Genomic DNA, 19,768 nt, shown 5'->3' on the forward strand with positions numbered 1-19,768 from the left:
ATTATATATTTTTTTTCTTTAAAAATTGAAATTAATGAAAATATTTAAATTATCTAATATGTAATTTATGTGTTTATATTATTGGTTTTCATCAATTTATTTCAAAAAATATTAATAAATTCTTTTTTTTTATTTCAAATGTTTGTGATATTTTTATAAAACACAAATAAAAAAATATTGTAAATTATGAAAAGAAAAAACAAAATTTCGCTATTGTTGCTTGCTGCAGCAATCACTGTAAGTTGTAACTCTGACAGACTTAGTGATAGTCCCGAATCTAATCCTGATGCAAATGCTGCAGTGAATTCTGATGCTATAGCTTCTGGTGATGCTAAGCCTATTCCCGGACAATATGTTGTTGTTTTAAATGATGGTGTTTTGGAAAAAAATGGATTTACTGTTTCTAAAGGGACGAATAATAGCAGAGATAGCTATTTAAGACAAACCGGAGTACTATTAGATAAATTAAAAAATAGTGATGGTTTGAAACTAGGTATTGATAATCAAAAAATTTCTAATGCTTTCGGCTATGCTTTGGAAGGATTTGTAGCTAAAAACCTTACAGATGCAGAGGTTGAAACACTTAAAAAAGATTCTAGAATCAAAAGTGTTGAACAAGATTATCAAGTTTCTTTAGGGACGTCAACCAGAGCTGTTACACAAGCTGTTTCTTCGCAAGAAACCCCTTGGGGAATTACCAGAATTGGTGGGGCAGGTGATGGGACAGGAAAAACAGCCTGGGTTATTGATTCAGGTATAGATTTAGATCATCCAGATCTTAATGTAGATACACAGAGAAGTGTTTCTTTTGCAGGAGATAATAATCCTGATGATGGAAATGGGCATGGGACGCATGTTGCAGGAACTATAGCAGCTCTTAATAATAACATTGGAGTGGTAGGTGTAGCAGCTGGAGCAAAAGTTGTTGCATTAAAGGTTTTGAAAAATGATGGATTTGGTGACTTTTCATGGACTGTTTCTGCTTTGGATTATGTATATGCCAATGCTTCAGTAAATGATGTAGTGAATATGAGCTTAGGCCCTGCAAACGGAAGACTTAGACTTTCTACTACCGATCAGGCCGTGTTAAAAGTTGCTGAAAAAGGGATTAAAATAGCAATAGCAGCAGGGAATTCCTATGACGATGCTAATTATTATTCGCCAGCAGCTGTTAATCATGCTAATATTTATACGATTTCTGCTGTAGCCCAAGGCGATTACTGGGCTTCTTTTTCTAATTATGGAACTTGTGTGGATTATGCAGCTCCCGGCTATCAAGTAAAATCAACATGGTTGAATGGTGGTTACAATACCATTAGTGGAACTTCTATGGCATCACCACATGCTGCGGGTGTGTTGCTTCTGGGGACACCAAAAGCAGACGGTAGTGTGAAATCTGCTTATTGGGAATATAAATACGGATTTTTAACTAACGGAACATTTGGCAAATATTATACAGGTAAATATGGACCGACAAATACTTACGTTTTAGCAGACTACCGTTCTGATAAAGATGGTGTAATTGACAATATTATTCATAGGTAATGTTTAATAAATTAAATAAAAAAGGGATGAAGTAATTCAAGACCACTGAAAAAGTGTATTCATTTTGAATGCATATATTTCGGGTAAGAAATTAAGAGCTTATTACGTGATTTTAAACCTCGTATTAAGCTCTTTTTTTTTGAGCTTTTTTGAAGTCTGCTTTGATGAATATGTTTTTTTCTAGATAAGTTTCAATATTCTTTTTAAATTGACTGCGAAAATAGCCATTGCTCCCTGCATTTGTATATTTTCAATGCCATAAGAGCTTGCTCTGTCATACCCATGTACGTTTTTTAGTTCATTGTTTTTAGCTTCAATTCTATACCGATACTTTGGTTTTTCTTTGTAATAATCACTTTTCTGAAAAGCCATTTGATCTTGATGTAATTCTGATTTTATAGAGACTGAATGCGTTTTTGTTTTAGAACCTTCTTTGTGACAACCTTCTTTTAATGAACAAATTTTACATTTTTCAACCCCTTTTTATCTTTCAGTGACCTCAGTAATTCATCTGTTTTTTATTATAAATTCAATTGTTATTTTAAAGGCCAATTTCCTACTGAAGATTATATTTTGTTTGTTATTATTTTATGGGATTTCAGAGATTAATTTCATAAATTTGAGTAAATATCGTTTCTATGGCTTATATAGATTACTATAAAATTTTAGGCGTAGATAAAAGCGCAACCCAGGATGATATCAAAAAGGCATATCGGAAATTGGCCAGAAAGCTGCATCCGGACCTTAATCCTGATGATAAAGAATCAGAAAGAAAATTCAAAGAGCTGAACGAAGCCAATGAAGTTCTCAGCAATCCTGAAAACCGTACAAAGTATGATAAATACGGAGAAAATTGGAAACATGGTGAAGAGTATGAAAAAGCGCAACAGCAGCAAAGACAGTACCAGCAACAGAACCATGATGGAGGTTTCTCCGGTGCGGACTTTGGAGAAGGCGAAGATTTTTCAGATTTCTTCCAAAATATGTTTGGTGGATCTGGCGGTTTTGGTAAAAGTTCAAGAGGAAGAGCTTCAGGAAAGTTTAAAGGACAGGATGTACAAGCTGAACTTAATCTGAAGTTGAGAGATGCTGCTGTAACTCATCCGCAAACTTTTGAAATTAATGGCAAAAAAGTAAGAATTACGATTCCTGCCGGAGTTTATGATGGGCAGAAAATCAAATTAAAAGGCCATGGGAATCCGGGAGTAAATGGCGGTCCAAGCGGAGATCTTTATATTATCTTCAATATTCCTGTAGATCCTGATTTTGAAAGAGTAGGGGATGATCTTAAGACGAAGATTTCTATTGATTTGTATACCGCAGTTTTAGGAGGGGACGTAAAAGTGAATACACTGGATGGAAGTGTCAATCTTAAAGTAAAACCGGAGACCCAAAGCGGAATAACCGTAAGACTGAAAGGAAAGGGCTTCCCTGTCTATAAAAAAGATGGGGAACATGGCGATCTTTTTGTCACCTACGAAGTGAAACTGCCTGTTAACCTTACCGATAAGCAGAAAGAACTTTTTGAACAACTTAAAAATTCCTAGGCTATGAGTGAAAGAATATCACGGGAAGAACTCGTAAGAATATACAATATAGAAATCACCTTTTTTGATGAGCTTGTAGATTATGGTCTGCTGAACATATACATTGAAAATGAAGTTCATTATCTGATGTATGAAGACCTGCCGGATCTGGAAAAATTTGCCAACTGGCATTATGACCTTGAAATCAATCTTCCCGGTTTGGAAGTTATTCATAATATGCTGAAAAAACTGGACGCTTTAAAACGGAGAAACAGAGAGCTGATGAATAAACTTTCAGCAATCAGTGACCAATATGAAGATATTTAGCTTAGTTTTGTAGCTTTTTAAAGCAACCATGTATTATGAGTGAGGAAAAAGTAATTACATTAAAACCTGAGAGAAAGAATTTTGAAGATATTTATTTTAGCGGAAATCAGGGAAGTCTGCTTTTTTCTCCTACCACTAAAGGTAAAACAATAACTACAATTGCAGCAGCCATCATTTTATTGGTTGCATTACTTCTGAAAGACAATTTTAGTAAAGAAAGTCAAGGTATCTTATACTTTTTCAGCTTTATTTTACTGCTTTGTGCTGTTTATCTGTCTGTAAGTGTTAATAAGGTTTCAAGATGGAAAAAACAGGTAAATCATTACCTGAATACTCTGGAAAAATGTAAGATTTACGAAATCAGAATCGAACATAATTTTTTTACAGTCAATATTGATGGTGAAAAAGAGACCAGTGAATGGAAAGACTTTGAGTTTTTTGACAGTAACAATGATTTCATTTCCCTTGAAGGAAAATACAGCTATATGTTTCCCAGAAAGGCAATGAGTGAAAGAGAATATTCTTTACTTAAGACCATTTTAAAAGAGAATATAAAATCATAAAAAAATCAGAGCAAGACGCTCTGATTTTTTATTTTATAATGTTGTCTTTCGCTTATTCCAGCCACCCCATTTCTTTCATCCACTCGTCATTGTAGATTTTTCCTACATATCTTGAACCATGATCGTGAAGCAATACTACAATAACATCATCTTTAGTGAACTGATCTTTCATCTGAATCAATGATGCAATAGCACTTCCTGCAGAGTATCCACAGAAGATTCCTTCTTCTTTAGCCAGTTTTCTTGCATAGATGGCTCCATCTTTATCAGTTACTTTCTCAAAATGATCGATAACAGACATATCGTAGTTTTCAGGAATGATATCTTCACCAATTCCTTCAGTGATATAAGTATAAGCGTGATCGTAGTGTAATTCTCCGGTTTCATGGAATTCTTTAAGGATAGAACCGTAAGTATCAACTCCAATCACTTTAATATCTTTATTTTTTTCCTTGAAGAATGTTCCACATCCTGTAACGGTACCTCCTGTTCCTGCTCCTGCTACAAAGTGAGTAAGTTTGCCTTCCGTCTGCTCCCAGATCTCAGGCGCTGTAGACTCGTAGTGAGCGGTTCTGTTGGATAAGTTGTCATATTGGTTTACATACCATCCGTTTTCTGTTTCCTTAGCCAGTCTTTTAGATACTGAATAATAAGAACGCGGATCTGTAGGTTTTACATCTGTAGGGCAAACGATTACTTCAGCACCCACAGCACGAAGGATATCGCACTTTTCTTTAGATTGCTTGGAATTGGTTACAAAGATACATTTGTATCCTTTGATGATAGCAGCCAGCGCCAGTCCCATTCCTGTATTTCCGGAAGTTCCTTCAATAATGGTTCCCCCAGGTTTTAATCTGCCATCTTTTTCGGCATCTTCGATCATTTTTAGAGCCATTCTGTCCTTCACTGAGTTTCCGGGGTTGAAGGTCTCAACTTTTGCTAAAACTAATGCAGGAAAGTCTTCACCTAATACATTGTTAAGTTTTACCAATGGTGTATTTCCTATAGTTTCAAGGATGTTTTTTGCGTATTTCATAAATGTTTTATATGCGGTGCAAAGATAATGCTTTTAAAATTATCTGTATTGAGATCATACGTCTTTAAAGATCAAAAACAGATCAGCAAAAACTTTAAATTTTGATATTGAGTTTAATTATACTTGATTGCCTTCACCGGAGAAATTTTACTGATCAGATAACTCGGAATAATTAAGGCAAGAGCAGATATAGCCAAAATTCCTAATGAAATAGATACAATGGCCACAGGGTTAAGGTCTACCGGAACTGTACTCACATAGTAATTTTCCGGGTTAAGCTTAATAATTCCAAAGAATTTCTGGATAAGAATTAATCCTAATCCAATGGCATTACCATATAAAAGACCTGGAATCATGATGATAAGTGTATAATTGATGAAGGTAGCTCTGATCTGCGCATTGCTAGCTCCTAAAGTCTTCAGCAAACCTATGGAATTGGTTCTTTCAATAATAAGAATCAGAAGAACCATAATAATATTGATAACCACTACAATCAGCATGATAATGATGATCAGAGCGATGTTGGTATCGAAAATACTGATCCAGTCCGTGATTTGTGGAAATTTTTCAGTTGCTTTTTCAGCATAATTCTTATAGCCGATCAGTTTTTCGATTTCAGGAAAATCTTTGTCGATGTCATTAACGTTTTTCAGGAAAATGTCGATTCCGCCAATCTCATCAGGCTTCATATCCTGAATTTTTCTGGCATGATTAATTCCACCAATCACAAACTGTTCATCAATAAGTTTGATATCCGTTCTATAGATTCCGATAATTTTGAATTTACGATAAAGTGGTTTTTGATCTGCTTTTAAGAAAACCGTAACGATACTGTCGTTTACTTTAAGGTGGAGATCTTTGGCTATTTTTTGTGAAATGGCCACATCATTGTTGAAGCCTACTTCTGTAACCTTGGGAGTAGTTCCGGCGATAAGGAATTTTTTAAACCTTAAACTGTCGAAGTCTTTTCCGATTCCTTTGAATATAATTCCTGCAAAATTATGCTCATTACGCATAATCCCGGTAACAGTCACATATTTTTGGGTGCTTTCCACGTCAGGAAGTTCCCTTATTTTAGCAATATTCAATCCCTGGTTATCTAAAACCGAGGTGTTATAAGAGGAATTGGATCGGGTAGATCTTACCGTAATGTGTCCGCTGAAATCTGCCAGTCTCTCCTTAATAGCTTTTTTGGAACCGAATCCAGTGGCTACAGTAATCAGGGAAACAATGATTCCCAGTGCTACGGAAAGCCTGCCAATGAAGATGATAACCCTTGAAAGGTTATTTTTGTTATCTTTGGAAAATGCTATTTTTCTAGAGAAATATAAAGGAAACTTCAAGCTTATGAATTTAGATTTCAAAATTAAAAATTTACTTCTGATTTGCCTAATTTTTTTAGGAGTATTCAACCAATATTATTCTCAAACTCAAGTTCAACCGGATTTTAAAACCGGAGCAGATCAGCCTGAGCTTTATTTATCCTTATTAAAAGATAAAACGATTGGAGTAGTAACCAATCAGACAGGTTTGATGAGTGACAGAACTCACCTCGTAGATTTTTTAGTCAAAAATGGGGTGAAGATCAAAGCTATTTTTGCCCCTGAACATGGTTTCAGAGGAGATGCTGATGCGGGAGCAAAAGTGAAAAACGGGGTGGATGTAAAAACCGGAATTCCCATTGTTTCCCTGTATGGCAGTAATAAAAAGCCGAAACCTGAACAATTGGCAGGAATAGATATTGTTGTTTTTGATATTCAGGATGTGGGAGTGAGGTTCTATACATATATTTCTACTCTAACTTATCTCATGGAAGCAGGTGCTGAAAATAAGGTTGAAGTAATGGTTCTGGATCGCCCCAATCCGCATGACGGATATACAGACGGCCCTGTTTTGAGAAAAAAATGGGCCAGTTTCGTTGGAATGCACGAAGTTCCGGTAGTTTATGGACTGACTATCGGGGAATATGGAAATATGGTAAATGGAGAAAAGTGGCTGAAAAATGGTGTTCAGGCAAAATATACCCTGATTCCAATGAAAAATTACCATAAAAAGCAACGCTATACGATATTAGACAAACCATCACCAAATTTACCTAATGATAAGGCGATTAATTTATACCCTAGCTTATGTTTTTTTGAAGGGACTCAGGTTTCTGTAGGAAGAGGGACTGATCAGCCTTTTCAGATTTATGGCTCACCGTGGACGGAAAGTTTACCCTATAAATTTACCCCTAAACCAAGCTATGGAGCTAAGGATCCATTTCTGAACGGGAAGCTGTGTTATGGAGAAAACCTTTCCGGCTATCCTAAGGACCTGAGAGAACTGAATCTTGAATGGGTAATCAAGGCTTATCAGGCTTATAAAAATCCGCAGCTGGATTTCTTTTTGAAGAATCTGTGGTTTGATACCCTTTCGGGAACTGATGAATTCAGAAAACAGATTATTGCCGGAAAATCAATTCCTGAAATTAAGGCTTCATGGAAAAAGGATCTGGAGGATTTTGAAAAGATCAGAACCCGATATGTGACGTACGAAGATTAATTAGAATAGGCAGGAAGCTTGAAGTTATAAAGGTCATAAAGTGTGACATTTATTCTTTTAAAAGACCATTTAGTGATAATGCGACTGTAAGTAACTTCCAGCTTCCAACTTTTAATTAATCAAAATTTTGGGGTGGATTTTTATCATTTTTGCCCCTATTTAATATAAACAATCCAATAGTTAAGCCGACAACTCCTGCAAAAGCAGTTAATAAGGCTCTCTGTAATTTGTCTGGAAGATCATTTCCCAGATAATTCATTAAAAAAAGGATCACAAAAGTGATCACTGAAATGATAATATGATTTTTTCCGAAAAGCTTCATTGTATTATTTAAATTTATAAGAGATCATGACTCCACCTCTGTAGGGGATGATTTCACCACTTCTGTTCAGTCCGTCAGCGCCGTCATAACGTTGACCAGTTGTTTTATCATAGCCTTTATAGAATCCCTGGGAAGTTCCGATAGTAGCATATAGATCAAGATTCCAACGTTCTGATAATTGAAACTGGTATCCACCTGTTACTCCTAGCATGATTGAATATCCTTTTTGATAAAGATTACTTTTTTGGAAAACCTCTCCAGCATCATTGGTAAATGATCCGTCTTTCCAGTAATTCCATTTTTGAAGATTATAAGCAGCAAAAGCAATATTTGCTCCTATATACCAATGTTTGAAAGCCTCTTGGAAGTAATATCTTCCTTCGGCAGAAACAGAGTAAAACTGTAATTCGTGTCCTGCAAAAGACTTCCATGGTGAGATAAACACATCTCCCTGAAGGGTATATTTAGGACTAATCTGTTTTTCTACACCCAGATTAAAAACACCTACCGGTAAAAAAAGAGCATTTCCCTTTACATACAAACTTTTCTCTTCGCTTTGTTCCTGCTCCTGAGCCTTTAGAGATCCTATGCTCAGAAATGCCAAAGCTCCCATTAATACTCTGTATTTCATCAATATGTTTATTTTATTTGTTTTAATAATTCCTCAGCTAATTTGGAATCTCTGTTAGCCTGAACTGCCATGTTTTTAGACATTTCAGCGTAGTTTTTTGCCATTTCTTTATTTCCGGTTAAGAAATAAAGTTTACCAAGGATATAAGTGTTTTCAGAAGTTTCTCCTCTCATTACGGACTTTTCTGCCCATTCTGTTGCTTTTTTTAATGAAGATGGTGTTTTTACATGGTCTACAAATACCCATGCTGCTCTTAAAAGTTCATCAGGATTAAATGAATCCGGGGTTTTATAATAATCCAATGCTGCTTTTTCGTATTCAGGGAAATTGGCATTTCGCTCATAATAGTTAAGCTTTGTCTGGTTGAGTTTTGTAGTAGCTGTTTGTTTTCCTACCAATGGTTCAGCCATTTTCATAAAGTATTCATCGTTGATCCTTTTATTTTTGTCATCAATGGACTGTTCTATGATCTTCGATAATTTAAGCTGAGCATCAAATTCATTATATGTTTCTTCAGGAAGAAATTTGACAATCTCTGCTTTTCTGGAAGTAAAAGCTTTGTAATTGGAATCTTCAGTTGATTTTAAGAAAAATAGCATGAATCCTATGTCATCTTTTGAAAGCGGTTCAGCTGCTTTTTTGTTTTCAAAATACCTTTCGGAGGCCTTTTTAGCAAACTCGTAATCTGTATCAGAGTTTAGCCTCATTATATTGATCAGAAATTCGGGATCTTTTTCTCCGTTGGCAAATCTCTCTTTCAGAGAACCTTTTTTATTTCCTTGTGAATTGATATCCTGAGCCATAGCCACAAACATACTTTCTTCCATATAGCCTGTGTTTCTGGAAACAAGCTCACCTTCACCGTTCAGGAAAAGATAAGTAGGATAGGAACGGACTCCAAATTTAGAAGCAAGGTCTCTTCCTTCTCCTTTTTCCATATCAAATCTTGCATTGATGAAATTGGTATTGAAATATTCTCTTACGGATTTCTGAGGAAAAACATTTTTTTCCATCATCTTACATGGTCCACACCAGGAAGCATAAGCATCAATGAAAACCAGTTTTTTTTCCTTTTTAGCTTTGGCTATAATATCCTTAAATGGTAGTTCCTGGAACTGTATAGTCTCCTGAGCGGAGATCATGATAGAGCAAACAATAGATATCCCTGAGATGATCTTCTTCATTTTCAAATAAGATTTGTAGCGAAGATAAATAATTTTCAAAATATAAAGGAGGGAATCTGAAGGTTGAATGATTTATTAACTAATTTTAAGACTTATATTTTTTGATCCGGTTACTCTAAGTTATCTAATAAGATACAGAAGAACCACTAAAGTTTCCTGATAAAAAAAGCTTACTTTTTGTTTAAAGACTCTTTATGCTCCTTACCCCAAACTTCCAATTGGCTTAAGACGGGCAATAGTTTTTTCCCTATTTCTGATAATTCATATTCCACTTTGGGTGGAATCTCAGCATATACTGTTTTTACAATCAGATTTTCCTGTTCCATTTTTTTAAGCTGTAGCGTAAGCATTCTTTCGGAAATATTGGGAATTCTGTTTTTCAGTTCAAAAAACCTTAGTTTTTCCTGTTTGAGATGATAACAGATAGAAAGAATCCATCGGCCACTGATGAGATTCACTGCATAAATTTCAGAACAGCTGGATTCCAACGTTTTTTTATTCTCATTATTGGTGGATGATTCTTTAATACTCATACTAACATTTTTGTTCGTTCCATACAACCCATTGTACACTTGTACTATAGAGTACTGATGATTTAAATTTACAAATAAAACGGGAAATATAGGATGTATATCCTGGTTTCATAAACTTTTATTATAGATTTTTTATATAGTAATATTATGGATTTGAATAGAATTAATAAGGAGCTGAGGGTTAGTATAGAAAGCGTTCCATATTCACTGGAGATCGATGAAAATATATTTTTGAATGCTCCGGAAATAATACAGAAGGAAAGAATAGAATTTACCAAGGCTTATCCTGTTCAGCGGCCGGATCATATCAAGGTGAAGGATATTTTTATCCGAAGTTCGGTGGACGGTGAAGAAATACGGTTGCATATTTACCAATCTGAAGAATTTAAAAGGAATAATACTTTGATTTATTTTCATGGTGGGGGATATGTTTTTGGTTTGCCGGAACAGGTAGACAGCCAAATGTTTGAAATGGCAGATGAATTAAAGGCAACAATTATATCTGTAGATTACAGATTAGCGCCTCAATATCGTTTCCCTGTACCTGTTTTGGATAGTTTTGATGCCTTGAAATGGGTGATTGAAGAAGGTGAAAACCAGCTTGGAGTAAATGCTGAGCAGATTACCGTAATGGGAGCAAGTGCTGGAGGACATTTAGCTGCAGCAGTAGCTCAGATGGCTGCAGACCAGAATATTAATAATATAAAACACCAGTTTTTATTATATCCTGTTATCCATAATGGACTGGATACACCTTCTATGCAGGAGTTTACAGATTCTCCATTATGGAGCAGAAGATATGCTGAAATAGCATGGCAGCATTTTTTGGGTGAAGAAAATAGAGACAAAAGAGTAACTTATTCAGACCTTACTCATTATCGTAACTTTTCTGCGTTGCCTCAGACTACAATTGTAGCTTGTGAACTTGATCCCTTAAGAGATGAAGGGATTGAATTCTCCCAGCTTTTATATCAGACAGGTGTTAGTACTGAGTTATGGGTGGTTCCCGGAGCGGTACATGTATTCGATCTCTTTGGCTGTCCTTTGACTGATGAATATAAAAAGTTTTTAATGAGCAGGCTCTTTAAATAAGAATAGATGAAATTAAGAGATAAAAAACCGGCGTTGCTTCTTATTGATATTCAGAAAGGATTTCTTGATGAAAACTATTGGGGCGGAAACAGAAATAATAAAGACGCAGAAAAAATAAGCAGAAAAATACTGGAAAGATGGCGGGAATTGAATTTGCCTGTATTTCATGTCCGGCACAGTTCAGTAAATCCTCAATCTAAACTGCATGAATCTGATCCGGGATTTGAATTCAATGATAATGTCCTACCTCAAAATGAGGAATGTATTATCACTAAAAATGTAAACAGTGCTTTTATAGGAACAGATTTAAAAGAAAAACTAGATTTTCAGAAAATAAATACAGTCGTTATTTTAGGAATTACCACAAATCATTGTGTTTCTACAACAACAAGAATGGCTGGGAACTTCGGATATGAAACCTATGTTATTTCAGATGCTACAGCAGCTTTTGACAGAATAGGAATACATGGAGAAAAATATGATGCAGAACTAGTTCATCTCATGGCATTAGCCAATTTGAATGAAGAATTTGCAACTGTCCTGAATAGTGAAGAATTATTTGAAGATTTGTAGAAAAGAGTTAGAAGCATGAATATATTTAAACTGCTGTACGTGTATGGCAGTTTTTATTTTTTAGAAAGGAAATCTTTTATTCTAAATATTTTTGTCAGTAATCATTTGTATTTAGCTTAGTTTTAAGATAATTTTATTTCACTCAATGGTCCTGAAATCTTTGTTATATCTTTGCAAACGAATAATTTATCTACAGAGGTGATCTTAAAAACACAGGCTTTACTATAGCGTAATTAAGGTTTTCTGTGTACGAGAATAGAATGTAGAAGACCTTGAGTATTAATTTTAAACACGCCTTATCCCAAAAATCTATTTACGTTGCCGCCCTATCCACCTGTTTAATTGCAGTAGTGGCTTTTGCCGTTTTAAGTCATTTAATTGCTGAAGATAACCGTAAAAATAATGAAGACTTTGCGAAAAAAACTTTCTTTAGAAAATATGAATCTGTGGAAAGTGAATTCAGGAATATTGAAGATTATCAGTATCTGCTTCGTGAATTGATTCAAAAAGACGGATTGAAAAACTACAGAGATTATTCTTTGGTTTTAAATGATTTAAATAAAAAAAGAAACCTGTTAACATATAGCTGGTATTACTATGACAATAATAAAACAGGAAAGTATGAAAGTAATAACCCATTATCCGGCATTTTCAAGGATAGAAACAAAGCAGAAGGATCTGTTTCCATAAAAAATAGCGGTTCCGGACATTTTAAAGATCTTTTAATAAGCCGTAAAGACAGCATGTTCTGGGTGAGTTATGATTCTCTTGTATTACCAGAGAAAAATATACTGTACTATGGTTCTACCGTAAGTTTAGATGATCTTCATCAATATTTTACCAATGTAGATAAAAGCTCAAATACCTACGCTTACGTTTTTACCAGGGAAGGAATTTGTATTACCCATCCTGAGAAAAAGTACATCGGGAAAAATGTTTTCGATTTCACGGATATCAAGGCAAATGATACTTTGTGCAGTAAGGTAAAATCAGGACATACAGAAAGCCTTGCCACATCTGAATACCTGGGAATAGGTGTGACACGTTTTATAAAACCTTTGAAAACCGACAATTTTGACGGATATGCAGTAGTGAATTATGTCAATTTTATTACGGATGAGAATATAGATAAAGTAAAAGCTTATACAGTTTATATATTTCTGGCTGCTTTATTTCTGATTGTCACTGTTTTTATTTTATTCCAACGGTCTACAAGTATGGCTTACAAAGAAAAAGAAAAGATACAGTCTGAAAAAAATCTATTGTTGGTAGAGAATGAAAAGATGCATAAAGCAGAGGTGATTAATCAGTTGCAGCAACTTAAGAATAACATCAATCCACATTTCCTGTTCAACTCTCTGAACTCTTTGTATATGCTGATTGGAATTAATAAAGACAATGCCCAGAAATTCACCATGAATCTTTCAAAAATCTACAGATACCTGATTGTTCCGCCAAAGGAAAATATTGTCCCTGTTGCCAAAGAGATTGATTTTATTCAGAAATATATGGAACTTTTGAAAAGCAGGTTTGATGAAGAACTGAATTTTCAGCTTATTATCAAAGACCCTGCAGGTTTAGAAAAACGTATTCCTTATCTGTCTCTTCAAATCGTGACAGAAAATGCTGTAAAACATAATATTGCGACTGTAGATCAACCCTTGGGAATTACAATAGAAGTAGAAGAAAACGGAATTACGGTAAAGAATACGTACCAGCCCAAAACAGAAATTGTTCAGGGAGAGAAATTTGGAATTGACTATTTGAATCAGGTTTATGAGTATTTTAGAGAAAATCCACTTCATATTTCTGTAGACGGTGAATATTTTATATGTTTTTTGCCATTAATGAAATAAAATGAAAAAATCCATTCACTCCCGAATAATCACCTTTCACTCCCTAATACACTCTATATAATTCACTATACCTATAGCTTTGCCAGCTGAAACTAAGATATTTACTATTTGGAATGAATCGGACTATTGTAATGAAGAATTACAGACTTGCTCTGTATCTTGGACTAGCCATGGCATCGCCCGCAGTTCTTGCTCAGAAAAAGGATACTGTAAAAACGACCAAGGAAAAAACTGAAAAAGCAGATATTTCATCATCAAAAAAAGCAAAAAAAATTGACGAACTGATCAAAAAAGGGTCTTACAAAAAAGGACTTTTTAATACGATTCAGGTAAAAACGGATGTTTATTTTGAAATTCCTGACAGTTTGATGGGGCGCCAGTTTTTGGTTGTCAATAAACTCTCTCAGGTGCCGATGCAGGTGAACGAAGCAGGTCTGAATAAAGGAATGAATTATGAAAATAAGATCATCTCTTTTCACCGTGACAGAGTTGCTAAAAAAGTATGGGTGAAAACATCCGAAGCGAAAGTTTCTTCCCCTAAAAATGATGCGATTACAAAATCTGTTAAAGATAACTTCTCAGAATCCGTTATTGAAGTTTTTGATATTGAAGCTCAGAATAATGATTCCACTTCAGTAGCTATTAAAGTGAACAAGGTCTTTGACGGTAACCAGAAAAGCTTTAATGATGTTTTAGCAAATGTAGGCCTTGGTGGATCCGTAAAATCAAGTCTTTCTTTTATTGAAGGGGTAAAAACATTTCCGGAAAACCTTGTGGTGAAATCCCAACTGAGCACTTCAGTGAACGAAGGAGGTGTTGATCTGCCTGTAACGCTTGGGGTGACCAGTAATATTGTTTTACTTCCTAAAGTTCCTATGAAACCAAGGGTAGCAGATGCAAGAGTAGGTTTTTTCAGTGAAAAGCACTGGTTCTTTAATGATCATCAACAGAAAATGGATGAGAAATTTTTCATTACCCGCTGGAATCTGCAGCCTAAAGATGAAGACAAAGAAAAATATCTGAGAGGTGAATTGGTAGAACCGAAAAAACAGATCGTTTACTATATAGATCCTTCAACACCAAAACAATGGCGTGAAAAGATCATTGCAGGAGTTCATGACTGGCAGGTGGCATTTGAGCAGGCAGGTTTCAAAAATGCTGTCATCGCTAAGATGCCGGATGAAAAAGATGAAGATTTTGATATTGATGATGTAAGATATTCTGTGATTACCTATGCAGCTTCTCCAAAATCTAATGCGATGGGACCATCTGTAGTGGATCCGAGAAGTGGTGAAATTATTGAAGCGGATATTATCTGGTGGCACAATGTAATGACTTCTCTTCAGGAGTGGATGAGAATTCAGATAGGACCAATAGATCCTAGGGCAAGAGATAATAAATTCAGTGATGAATATATGGGTGAAGCGATTCGTTTTGTATCCTCTCACGAAGTAGGACATACTTTCGGATTGAAGCATAATATGGGATCTTCCTTTGCATTTCCTGTAGAATCTCTCCGTTCAAAGGAATTTACCGATAAGATGGGGGGAACAGCACCTTCCATTATGGATTATGCCCGTTACAATTATGTTGCTCAGCCAGAAGATGGAGTTACAGCTATCACTCCAAAGATCGGAATCTATGACAAATATGCAATTGAATGGGGGTACCGTTGGTATCCGGATGAATTTGTTGAGAAAAAAGCACTTAGAAATCTGATAGATAAGCATGAAGATGATCCATTGTATTTCTATGGTGAACAGCAAAGCTATCTGGAAACAATAGACCCGCGCTCACAGTCTGAAGATTTGGGTGATGATGCGATGAAAGCCAGCGAATATGGAATGAAAAACCTGAAAGTTGTATCTAATAATCTTTTAAAATGGACCTATGAAGACGGTAAAGATTATACAGATGCAGGAAGGTTATATATGGGAGTGATCGGGCAATGGGATCTTTATACAGGACATGTGATGGCTAATGTAGGAGGAATTTACCTGAACAATACTGTTTTTGGTAATAAGAAAAAGGCCTATGAAGCAGTGCCTGCTGAAACCCAGAAAAGAGCAGTTGATTATCTGGTTAAAAACTCGATCAACCTTCCGGAATGGTTATTCTTTAACCCGATTACAGAGAAAACATATTCGGTGAAAAATTCTCCGATGGGACCTTTTGAGCAGACTCCATATACCCTTGCAAGAGGAATGCAGTATGCCAATATCTATTCACTGTTTATGGATGACAGATTGCTTAGACTCCTTGAGAACGAATTGAAGCATGAAGTTTCAGGTTCAAAAGATAAGATCTACACTGTAGAAAACTTATTTGAACAGGTAAGAACAGCCATTTTTAATAAGAAAGGAAGCCTTACGATGCTTGAAAAAATGGCACAGAAAAACTACGTGGACGCATTGATTGTTTCGGTGAACAAATTATTCGAAAAAACAGCCGTAAAAACATTAAAAACAGATCAGACGCTTAATATGCCAATGATCTGCAACTATCATGAAGAAGGTAGAAACCTTAGAAACATCAATTATTCATCCATGAAAAGAGTATCTGAAGTAACAACGTACAAGAGAGCAGAGCTACAAAAGGTTCTGAACTTCCTGAACAGCACCAGATACAGAGGTGATGACGCTTCAAGAGCGCATTACACAGATTTAATTATTCGTATTGAAGAGGCTTTAAACAAATAAACAGCAATGAAAAAAACTCTAATCCTTTTACCTCTTTTAGCTGCTCAGGTTGCGTTTGCTCAGGAAAAGAAAACAATTACCGGAAAGGTAGAAGATGGTAATACTTCCAGCGTAATTGCAGGAGCATCTATAAAAATTGAAGCACAGTCCGTTTCTACCAAAACCGACCTGGATGGCATTATCGAAAGTGTGTCCGTAGGTACGGTGGCTGATAAAGACGGGAAATTTACACTGGAAATCCCGGCAGGAACAAAATCCCTGTTGGTAAGCTATCCGGGTTATGAATCCAGAATTATTCTCATCAATGAAGACAAAACCAATTATACGGTAAGACTTACTGCTGAGGTTTCAGATAAAAACAAGATTCAGGAAGTTATCATTACCGGATACCAGAAGATTGAAAAACGTAAGCAAACTTCAGCGGTTGCTACAGTTAAAATGGATAATATCAGCCAGGCTGGGGTAGCAAGTGTAGATCAGATGCTATCTGGTCAGATTGCCGGAGTAGTGGTTACTCCTGAAACAGGATCTCCGGGAAGTCCGGCGAAAATCAGAATTCGTGGTACAGCATCATTGTCCGGACCACAGGATCCGTTATGGGTAATTGATGGTCTTCCATTAGAAGGAAATGATGTACCTAATTTCAGCGATAAGGATAATATTGACCAGCTTCAGAACTTTTCTATTGCAGGATTGAACCCAAACGATATTGAAGATATTACGATTCTTAAAGATGCTGCAGCAACAGCAATTTATGGAGCAAGAGCAGCCAACGGAGTAATCTCTATTACCACAAAAAAAGGGAAAAAAGGAAACTTGAGATTAAACTTTTCAGCAGATACATTTATTACAGCTCGTCCTGATTTTGATAAACTTAATCTTCTGAACGCTTCAGAAAAAGTTGACCTTGAATTATCCCTTGCTGGAAATGCAGGATTAACATATCGTTCTGATAGAGGGGAAGTAATGAGAATTTTAACTCAGAACAAGCAGTTGGAGAATTTCAGAAACGGAGGTTTTGGGGCTTTGAATTTACTGACACAACAACAAATTAATGCTTTAAGAAATAACAATACCGATTGGGGTAAATTACTGTATAGAAATGCAGTGAATAAGCAATACGGATTAAGTATTTCAGGAGGAAGTGACCGTTCTGATTATTACCTGTCTCTAGGGTACTATGATGAAGAGGGAACAACAATTGGTACAGGTTTTAAGCGTTATAACTTCACCTTAAAAAACAATTATAAAATAAGCGATAAACTAAACGCGGGGGTCTCCATTTTTGGTACCAAAAGTGAGAAGGAGTCGTTTATGACAGATGCGGATGCTGCTGCAAGCCCTGTTAATTATTCAAGAAATGCCAATCCTTATCTGTCTCCTTACAATGCTGATGGGAGCTACAGATATGATAAGGATATGGATGGTTACAAAGATGTATATATTCCTTTCAACTTCCTGGAGGAAAGAGAAAATACAAACTATACACTGAAAAATCATTCGGTAAAAGCAATATTGGATTTAGAATATAAGGTTTCAAAAAGTTTGAAGTTTACTTCACAGTTGGGACTTCAGTATGACTCCAATAAGACAGAGAAATATGCTGCTGAAAATACTTATTTTACAAGAAAATTCAGAGAAGGAACCTCTTATTTCAAAAACGGAGGATACCAATATTTCTTACCTGCAGGAGGTATAAAGCAGAATTGGGATAATGAGTATTTCCAATATAACTGGAAGTTACAGGGGATGTACAGCACAAAGATCAATTCAGTACATGAAATTGATGTGATGGCTGGAACAGAAATCAGAAGAACAAAAGATAATACTACACTTACAAGAGCCTTTGGATTCAACAGTCTTACTAAGGCAGGTATTCCTATTGTATTTCCTAGTTCAGATTTTGCAGCAGACAAGAAGTATGAAACATACCGTGAAATGCCTGTTGTAGAGAATGCTTATGCATCAATGTTTGCCACGGCTTCTTATACTTATGATCAAAAGTACACTTTCTTCGGAAGTGTGAGATATGATGGAACAAACTTATTTGGGGTAAATAAAAAGTATAGATATTTACCGATATGGGCACTTTCAGGGTCTTGGTTGGTAACAAAGGAAAACTTTATGAGCAATGTTCCTGTTATCTCTAATCTTAGACTGAGAGCGTCTTATGGACTACAGGGAAATATTGATCGTAATACTTCTCCATTCTTTATCGGAGAATATAATAATACAACCATATTACCTGGAGTAAATGAAAATGTGATCAACGTAATCAGTCCGCCAAATGACAAGCTTCGTTGGGAGAAAACAACGAATACCAACTTTGGTATCGATTTGGGGTTATTCCAAAACCGAATCAACCTTACTGCTGATGTTTACAACAGAAAAGGAACGGATATGATCAGTATGAGATCAACTCCTCTTGAATCAGGATTCGAATATACGATGGCAAACTGGGGAAGTCTTACCAATAAAGGTTTTGAATTGGCTATTTCTACCAGAAATATTAATAAAGAAAACTTCAAGTGGTCAACTACGATCAATTTTGCACATAACAAAAGTAATGTGATAACGGAGCAGCCTCGTGATAATGCCCGTCTTCCTACCAGAGAAGGACTTCCTGTAAATGCTGTTTTTGCATTGAAAACTGCAGGAATGGATGAAAACGGAAACCCAATGTTCTGGAAAGGTAATGAAAAAGTAAAAATTGAAGATCTATTTGGATTATATGATCCTTATGAAGATTTCCTTCCTGGATACTTCTCACAGTCAAAGCTTTCAAGTAAAGAATTAAGAGAGTTGTTTACATATGTGGGAGACAGAGATCCTAAATTTACAGGAGGTATTATCAATACTTTTAAAATACATGACTTTGACCTGACGGTTTCTGCAACGTTCAATCTTAAGCAGACCGTTATGAAGACACCGTCTTACAAAGGAATGGAGTTGGATAGAGGGCGAAACTATACAAGAGATATTTATCAGGCAGGAACTACACTTCCGGGGATTACAAGTCCTGAAGCAGATAGTAACCCTGGATGGATGGGGAATAAATGGCTTCTTAACAACGACTATAACGTCTATAATCTGTTAGATATATGGGCGAAGGAGATTAGCTATATTAGGATCAGTAGTATCCGTTTAGGATATACGCTTCCCAAGAAATTTACCAGCCCAATGGGAATCAGTAGTTTGAGACTGAGTGTTGAAGGGCGTAACCTGTTTGTATTCAGTAATGGCTATAAAGGATATTTCGATCCGGAAACGTATGGAAATATTTACGCACAACCTATCTCTCGTTCAGTGACCTTTGGATTTAATGTTTCTTTTTAAA

At 35.7% G+C, this 19,768-nt stretch carries 15 protein-coding genes and 1 pseudogene; 10 read left to right on the top strand and 6 right to left on the bottom strand.

The features are described 5' to 3' along the window. The first annotated feature begins 186 nt into the window (after nucleotides 1-186). Entirely contained in the window at nucleotides 187-1,545 is a 1,359-nt protein-coding gene (locus WH267_RS20355) for a S8 family serine peptidase (RefSeq protein WP_115969551.1), read from the top strand. Nucleotides 1,546-1,725: 180 nt separating this feature from the next. Here the strand turns inward: WH267_RS20355 and WH267_RS20360 are convergent. Next, nucleotides 1,726-2,022 (bottom strand): annotated as a pseudogene (locus tag WH267_RS20360) (transposase); the annotation flags it as partial. Between the two features lie 161 nt (nucleotides 2,023-2,183). On the opposite strand from WH267_RS20360, the gene WH267_RS20365 reads away from it, so the two are divergent. Genes WH267_RS20365 through WH267_RS20375 form a run of 3 tightly spaced genes read left to right on the top strand, consistent with a single transcriptional unit; the run spans nucleotide 2,184 to nucleotide 3,961 of the window. Next, nucleotides 2,184-3,092, top strand: a complete 909-nt coding sequence (locus WH267_RS20365) for a J domain-containing protein (RefSeq protein WP_340010619.1) — start codon at nucleotides 2,184-2,186, stop codon at nucleotides 3,090-3,092. Between the two features lie 3 nt (nucleotides 3,093-3,095). Further along, entirely contained in the window at nucleotides 3,096-3,398 is a 303-nt protein-coding gene (locus tag WH267_RS20370) for a chaperone modulator CbpM (protein ID WP_115969555.1), read from the top strand. A gap of 35 nt (nucleotides 3,399-3,433) precedes the next feature. Then, nucleotides 3,434-3,961: a hypothetical protein gene (locus WH267_RS20375; protein ID WP_340010626.1), complete on the top strand. Its 528-nt coding sequence runs from the start codon at nucleotides 3,434-3,436 to the stop codon at nucleotides 3,959-3,961. Between the two features lie 52 nt (nucleotides 3,962-4,013). Here WH267_RS20375 and WH267_RS20380 read toward each other — a convergent pair whose 3' ends face one another. Both WH267_RS20380 and WH267_RS20385 read right to left on the bottom strand, forming a co-directional pair. Continuing rightward, a complete protein-coding gene (locus WH267_RS20380; protein WP_089737281.1) occupies nucleotides 4,014-4,997 on the bottom strand; it encodes a PLP-dependent cysteine synthase family protein in 984 nt (327 codons plus the stop codon). A 113-nt stretch (nucleotides 4,998-5,110) separates the two neighbouring features. Beyond that, a complete protein-coding gene (locus WH267_RS20385; RefSeq protein WP_340010628.1) occupies nucleotides 5,111-6,340 on the bottom strand; it encodes an ABC transporter permease in 1,230 nt (409 codons plus the stop codon). 4 nt (nucleotides 6,341-6,344) lie between these two features. Here WH267_RS20385 and WH267_RS20390 point away from each other — a divergent pair, with 4 nt between their 5' ends. After that, nucleotides 6,345-7,541 (top strand): exo-beta-N-acetylmuramidase NamZ family protein, encoded by a 1,197-nt coding sequence (locus tag WH267_RS20390; RefSeq protein WP_340010629.1) that lies wholly within the window; start codon nucleotides 6,345-6,347, stop codon nucleotides 7,539-7,541. Between the two features lie 326 nt (nucleotides 7,542-7,867). Here WH267_RS20390 and WH267_RS20400 read toward each other — a convergent pair whose 3' ends face one another. The 3 genes from WH267_RS20400 to WH267_RS20410 all read right to left on the bottom strand — a co-directional run bounded on the left by WH267_RS20400 (nucleotide 7,868) and on the right by WH267_RS20410 (nucleotide 10,211). Then, entirely contained in the window at nucleotides 7,868-8,494 is a 627-nt protein-coding gene (locus tag WH267_RS20400; RefSeq protein ID WP_123318235.1) for a DUF3575 domain-containing protein, read from the bottom strand. Between the two features lie 8 nt (nucleotides 8,495-8,502). Then, nucleotides 8,503-9,678: a thioredoxin family protein gene (locus tag WH267_RS20405; protein ID WP_123318236.1), complete on the bottom strand. Its 1,176-nt coding sequence runs from the start codon at nucleotides 9,676-9,678 to the stop codon at nucleotides 8,503-8,505. 170 nt (nucleotides 9,679-9,848) lie between these two features. Continuing rightward, nucleotides 9,849-10,211, bottom strand: coding sequence for a winged helix-turn-helix transcriptional regulator (locus WH267_RS20410; RefSeq protein ID WP_123318237.1), 363 nt, complete (start codon nucleotides 10,209-10,211; stop codon nucleotides 9,849-9,851). Nucleotides 10,212-10,358: 147 nt separating this feature from the next. Here WH267_RS20410 and WH267_RS20415 point away from each other — a divergent pair, with 147 nt between their 5' ends. From WH267_RS20415 to WH267_RS20435, 5 genes are all read left to right on the top strand, one after another. Then, on the top strand, nucleotides 10,359-11,303 hold the full coding sequence (locus WH267_RS20415; protein WP_340010634.1) for an alpha/beta hydrolase: 945 nt from the start codon (nucleotides 10,359-10,361) through the stop codon (nucleotides 11,301-11,303). Nucleotides 11,304-11,309: 6 nt separating this feature from the next. Beyond that, on the top strand, nucleotides 11,310-11,876 hold the full coding sequence (locus tag WH267_RS20420; protein ID WP_340010635.1) for a cysteine hydrolase family protein: 567 nt from the start codon (nucleotides 11,310-11,312) through the stop codon (nucleotides 11,874-11,876). Nucleotides 11,877-12,148: 272 nt separating this feature from the next. Next, nucleotides 12,149-13,732, top strand: a complete 1,584-nt coding sequence (locus WH267_RS20425) for a histidine kinase (protein WP_340010637.1) — start codon at nucleotides 12,149-12,151, stop codon at nucleotides 13,730-13,732. Between the two features lie 113 nt (nucleotides 13,733-13,845). After that, entirely contained in the window at nucleotides 13,846-16,431 is a 2,586-nt protein-coding gene (locus WH267_RS20430) for a zinc-dependent metalloprotease (protein ID WP_445223281.1), read from the top strand. Between the two features lie 6 nt (nucleotides 16,432-16,437). Continuing rightward, complete coding sequence (locus WH267_RS20435; protein ID WP_340010638.1) at nucleotides 16,438-19,767, top strand: SusC/RagA family TonB-linked outer membrane protein; 3,330 nt, start codon at nucleotides 16,438-16,440, stop codon at nucleotides 19,765-19,767. Nucleotide 19,768 lies beyond the last annotated feature (1 nt).

It is taken from the genome of Chryseobacterium sp. MYb328, assembly GCF_037572595.1.
GTDB lineage: Bacteria > Bacteroidota > Bacteroidia > Flavobacteriales > Weeksellaceae > Chryseobacterium > Chryseobacterium pennae.

Coding starts and splice junctions, on each gene's coding strand:
- WH267_RS20435 (WP_340010638.1), top strand. CDS start 16,438: ATGAAAAAAACTCTAATCCTTTTACCTCTTTTAGCTGCTCAGGTTGCG.
- WH267_RS20405 (WP_123318236.1), bottom strand. CDS start 9,678: ATGAAGAAGATCATCTCAGGGATATCTATTGTTTGCTCTATCATGATC.
- WH267_RS20380 (WP_089737281.1), bottom strand. CDS start 4,997: ATGAAATACGCAAAAAACATCCTTGAAACTATAGGAAATACACCATTG.
- WH267_RS20355 (WP_115969551.1), top strand. CDS start 187: ATGAAAAGAAAAAACAAAATTTCGCTATTGTTGCTTGCTGCAGCAATC.
- WH267_RS20400 (WP_123318235.1), bottom strand. CDS start 8,494: ATGAAATACAGAGTATTAATGGGAGCTTTGGCATTTCTGAGCATAGGA.
- WH267_RS20390 (WP_340010629.1), top strand. CDS start 6,345: ATGAATTTAGATTTCAAAATTAAAAATTTACTTCTGATTTGCCTAATT.
- WH267_RS20370 (WP_115969555.1), top strand. CDS start 3,096: ATGAGTGAAAGAATATCACGGGAAGAACTCGTAAGAATATACAATATA.
- WH267_RS20365 (WP_340010619.1), top strand. CDS start 2,184: ATGGCTTATATAGATTACTATAAAATTTTAGGCGTAGATAAAAGCGCA.
- WH267_RS20430 (WP_445223281.1), top strand. CDS start 13,846: ATGAATCGGACTATTGTAATGAAGAATTACAGACTTGCTCTGTATCTT.
- WH267_RS20375 (WP_340010626.1), top strand. CDS start 3,434: ATGAGTGAGGAAAAAGTAATTACATTAAAACCTGAGAGAAAGAATTTT.
- WH267_RS20420 (WP_340010635.1), top strand. CDS start 11,310: ATGAAATTAAGAGATAAAAAACCGGCGTTGCTTCTTATTGATATTCAG.
- WH267_RS20410 (WP_123318237.1), bottom strand. CDS start 10,211: ATGAGTATTAAAGAATCATCCACCAATAATGAGAATAAAAAAACGTTG.
- WH267_RS20415 (WP_340010634.1), top strand. CDS start 10,359: ATGGATTTGAATAGAATTAATAAGGAGCTGAGGGTTAGTATAGAAAGC.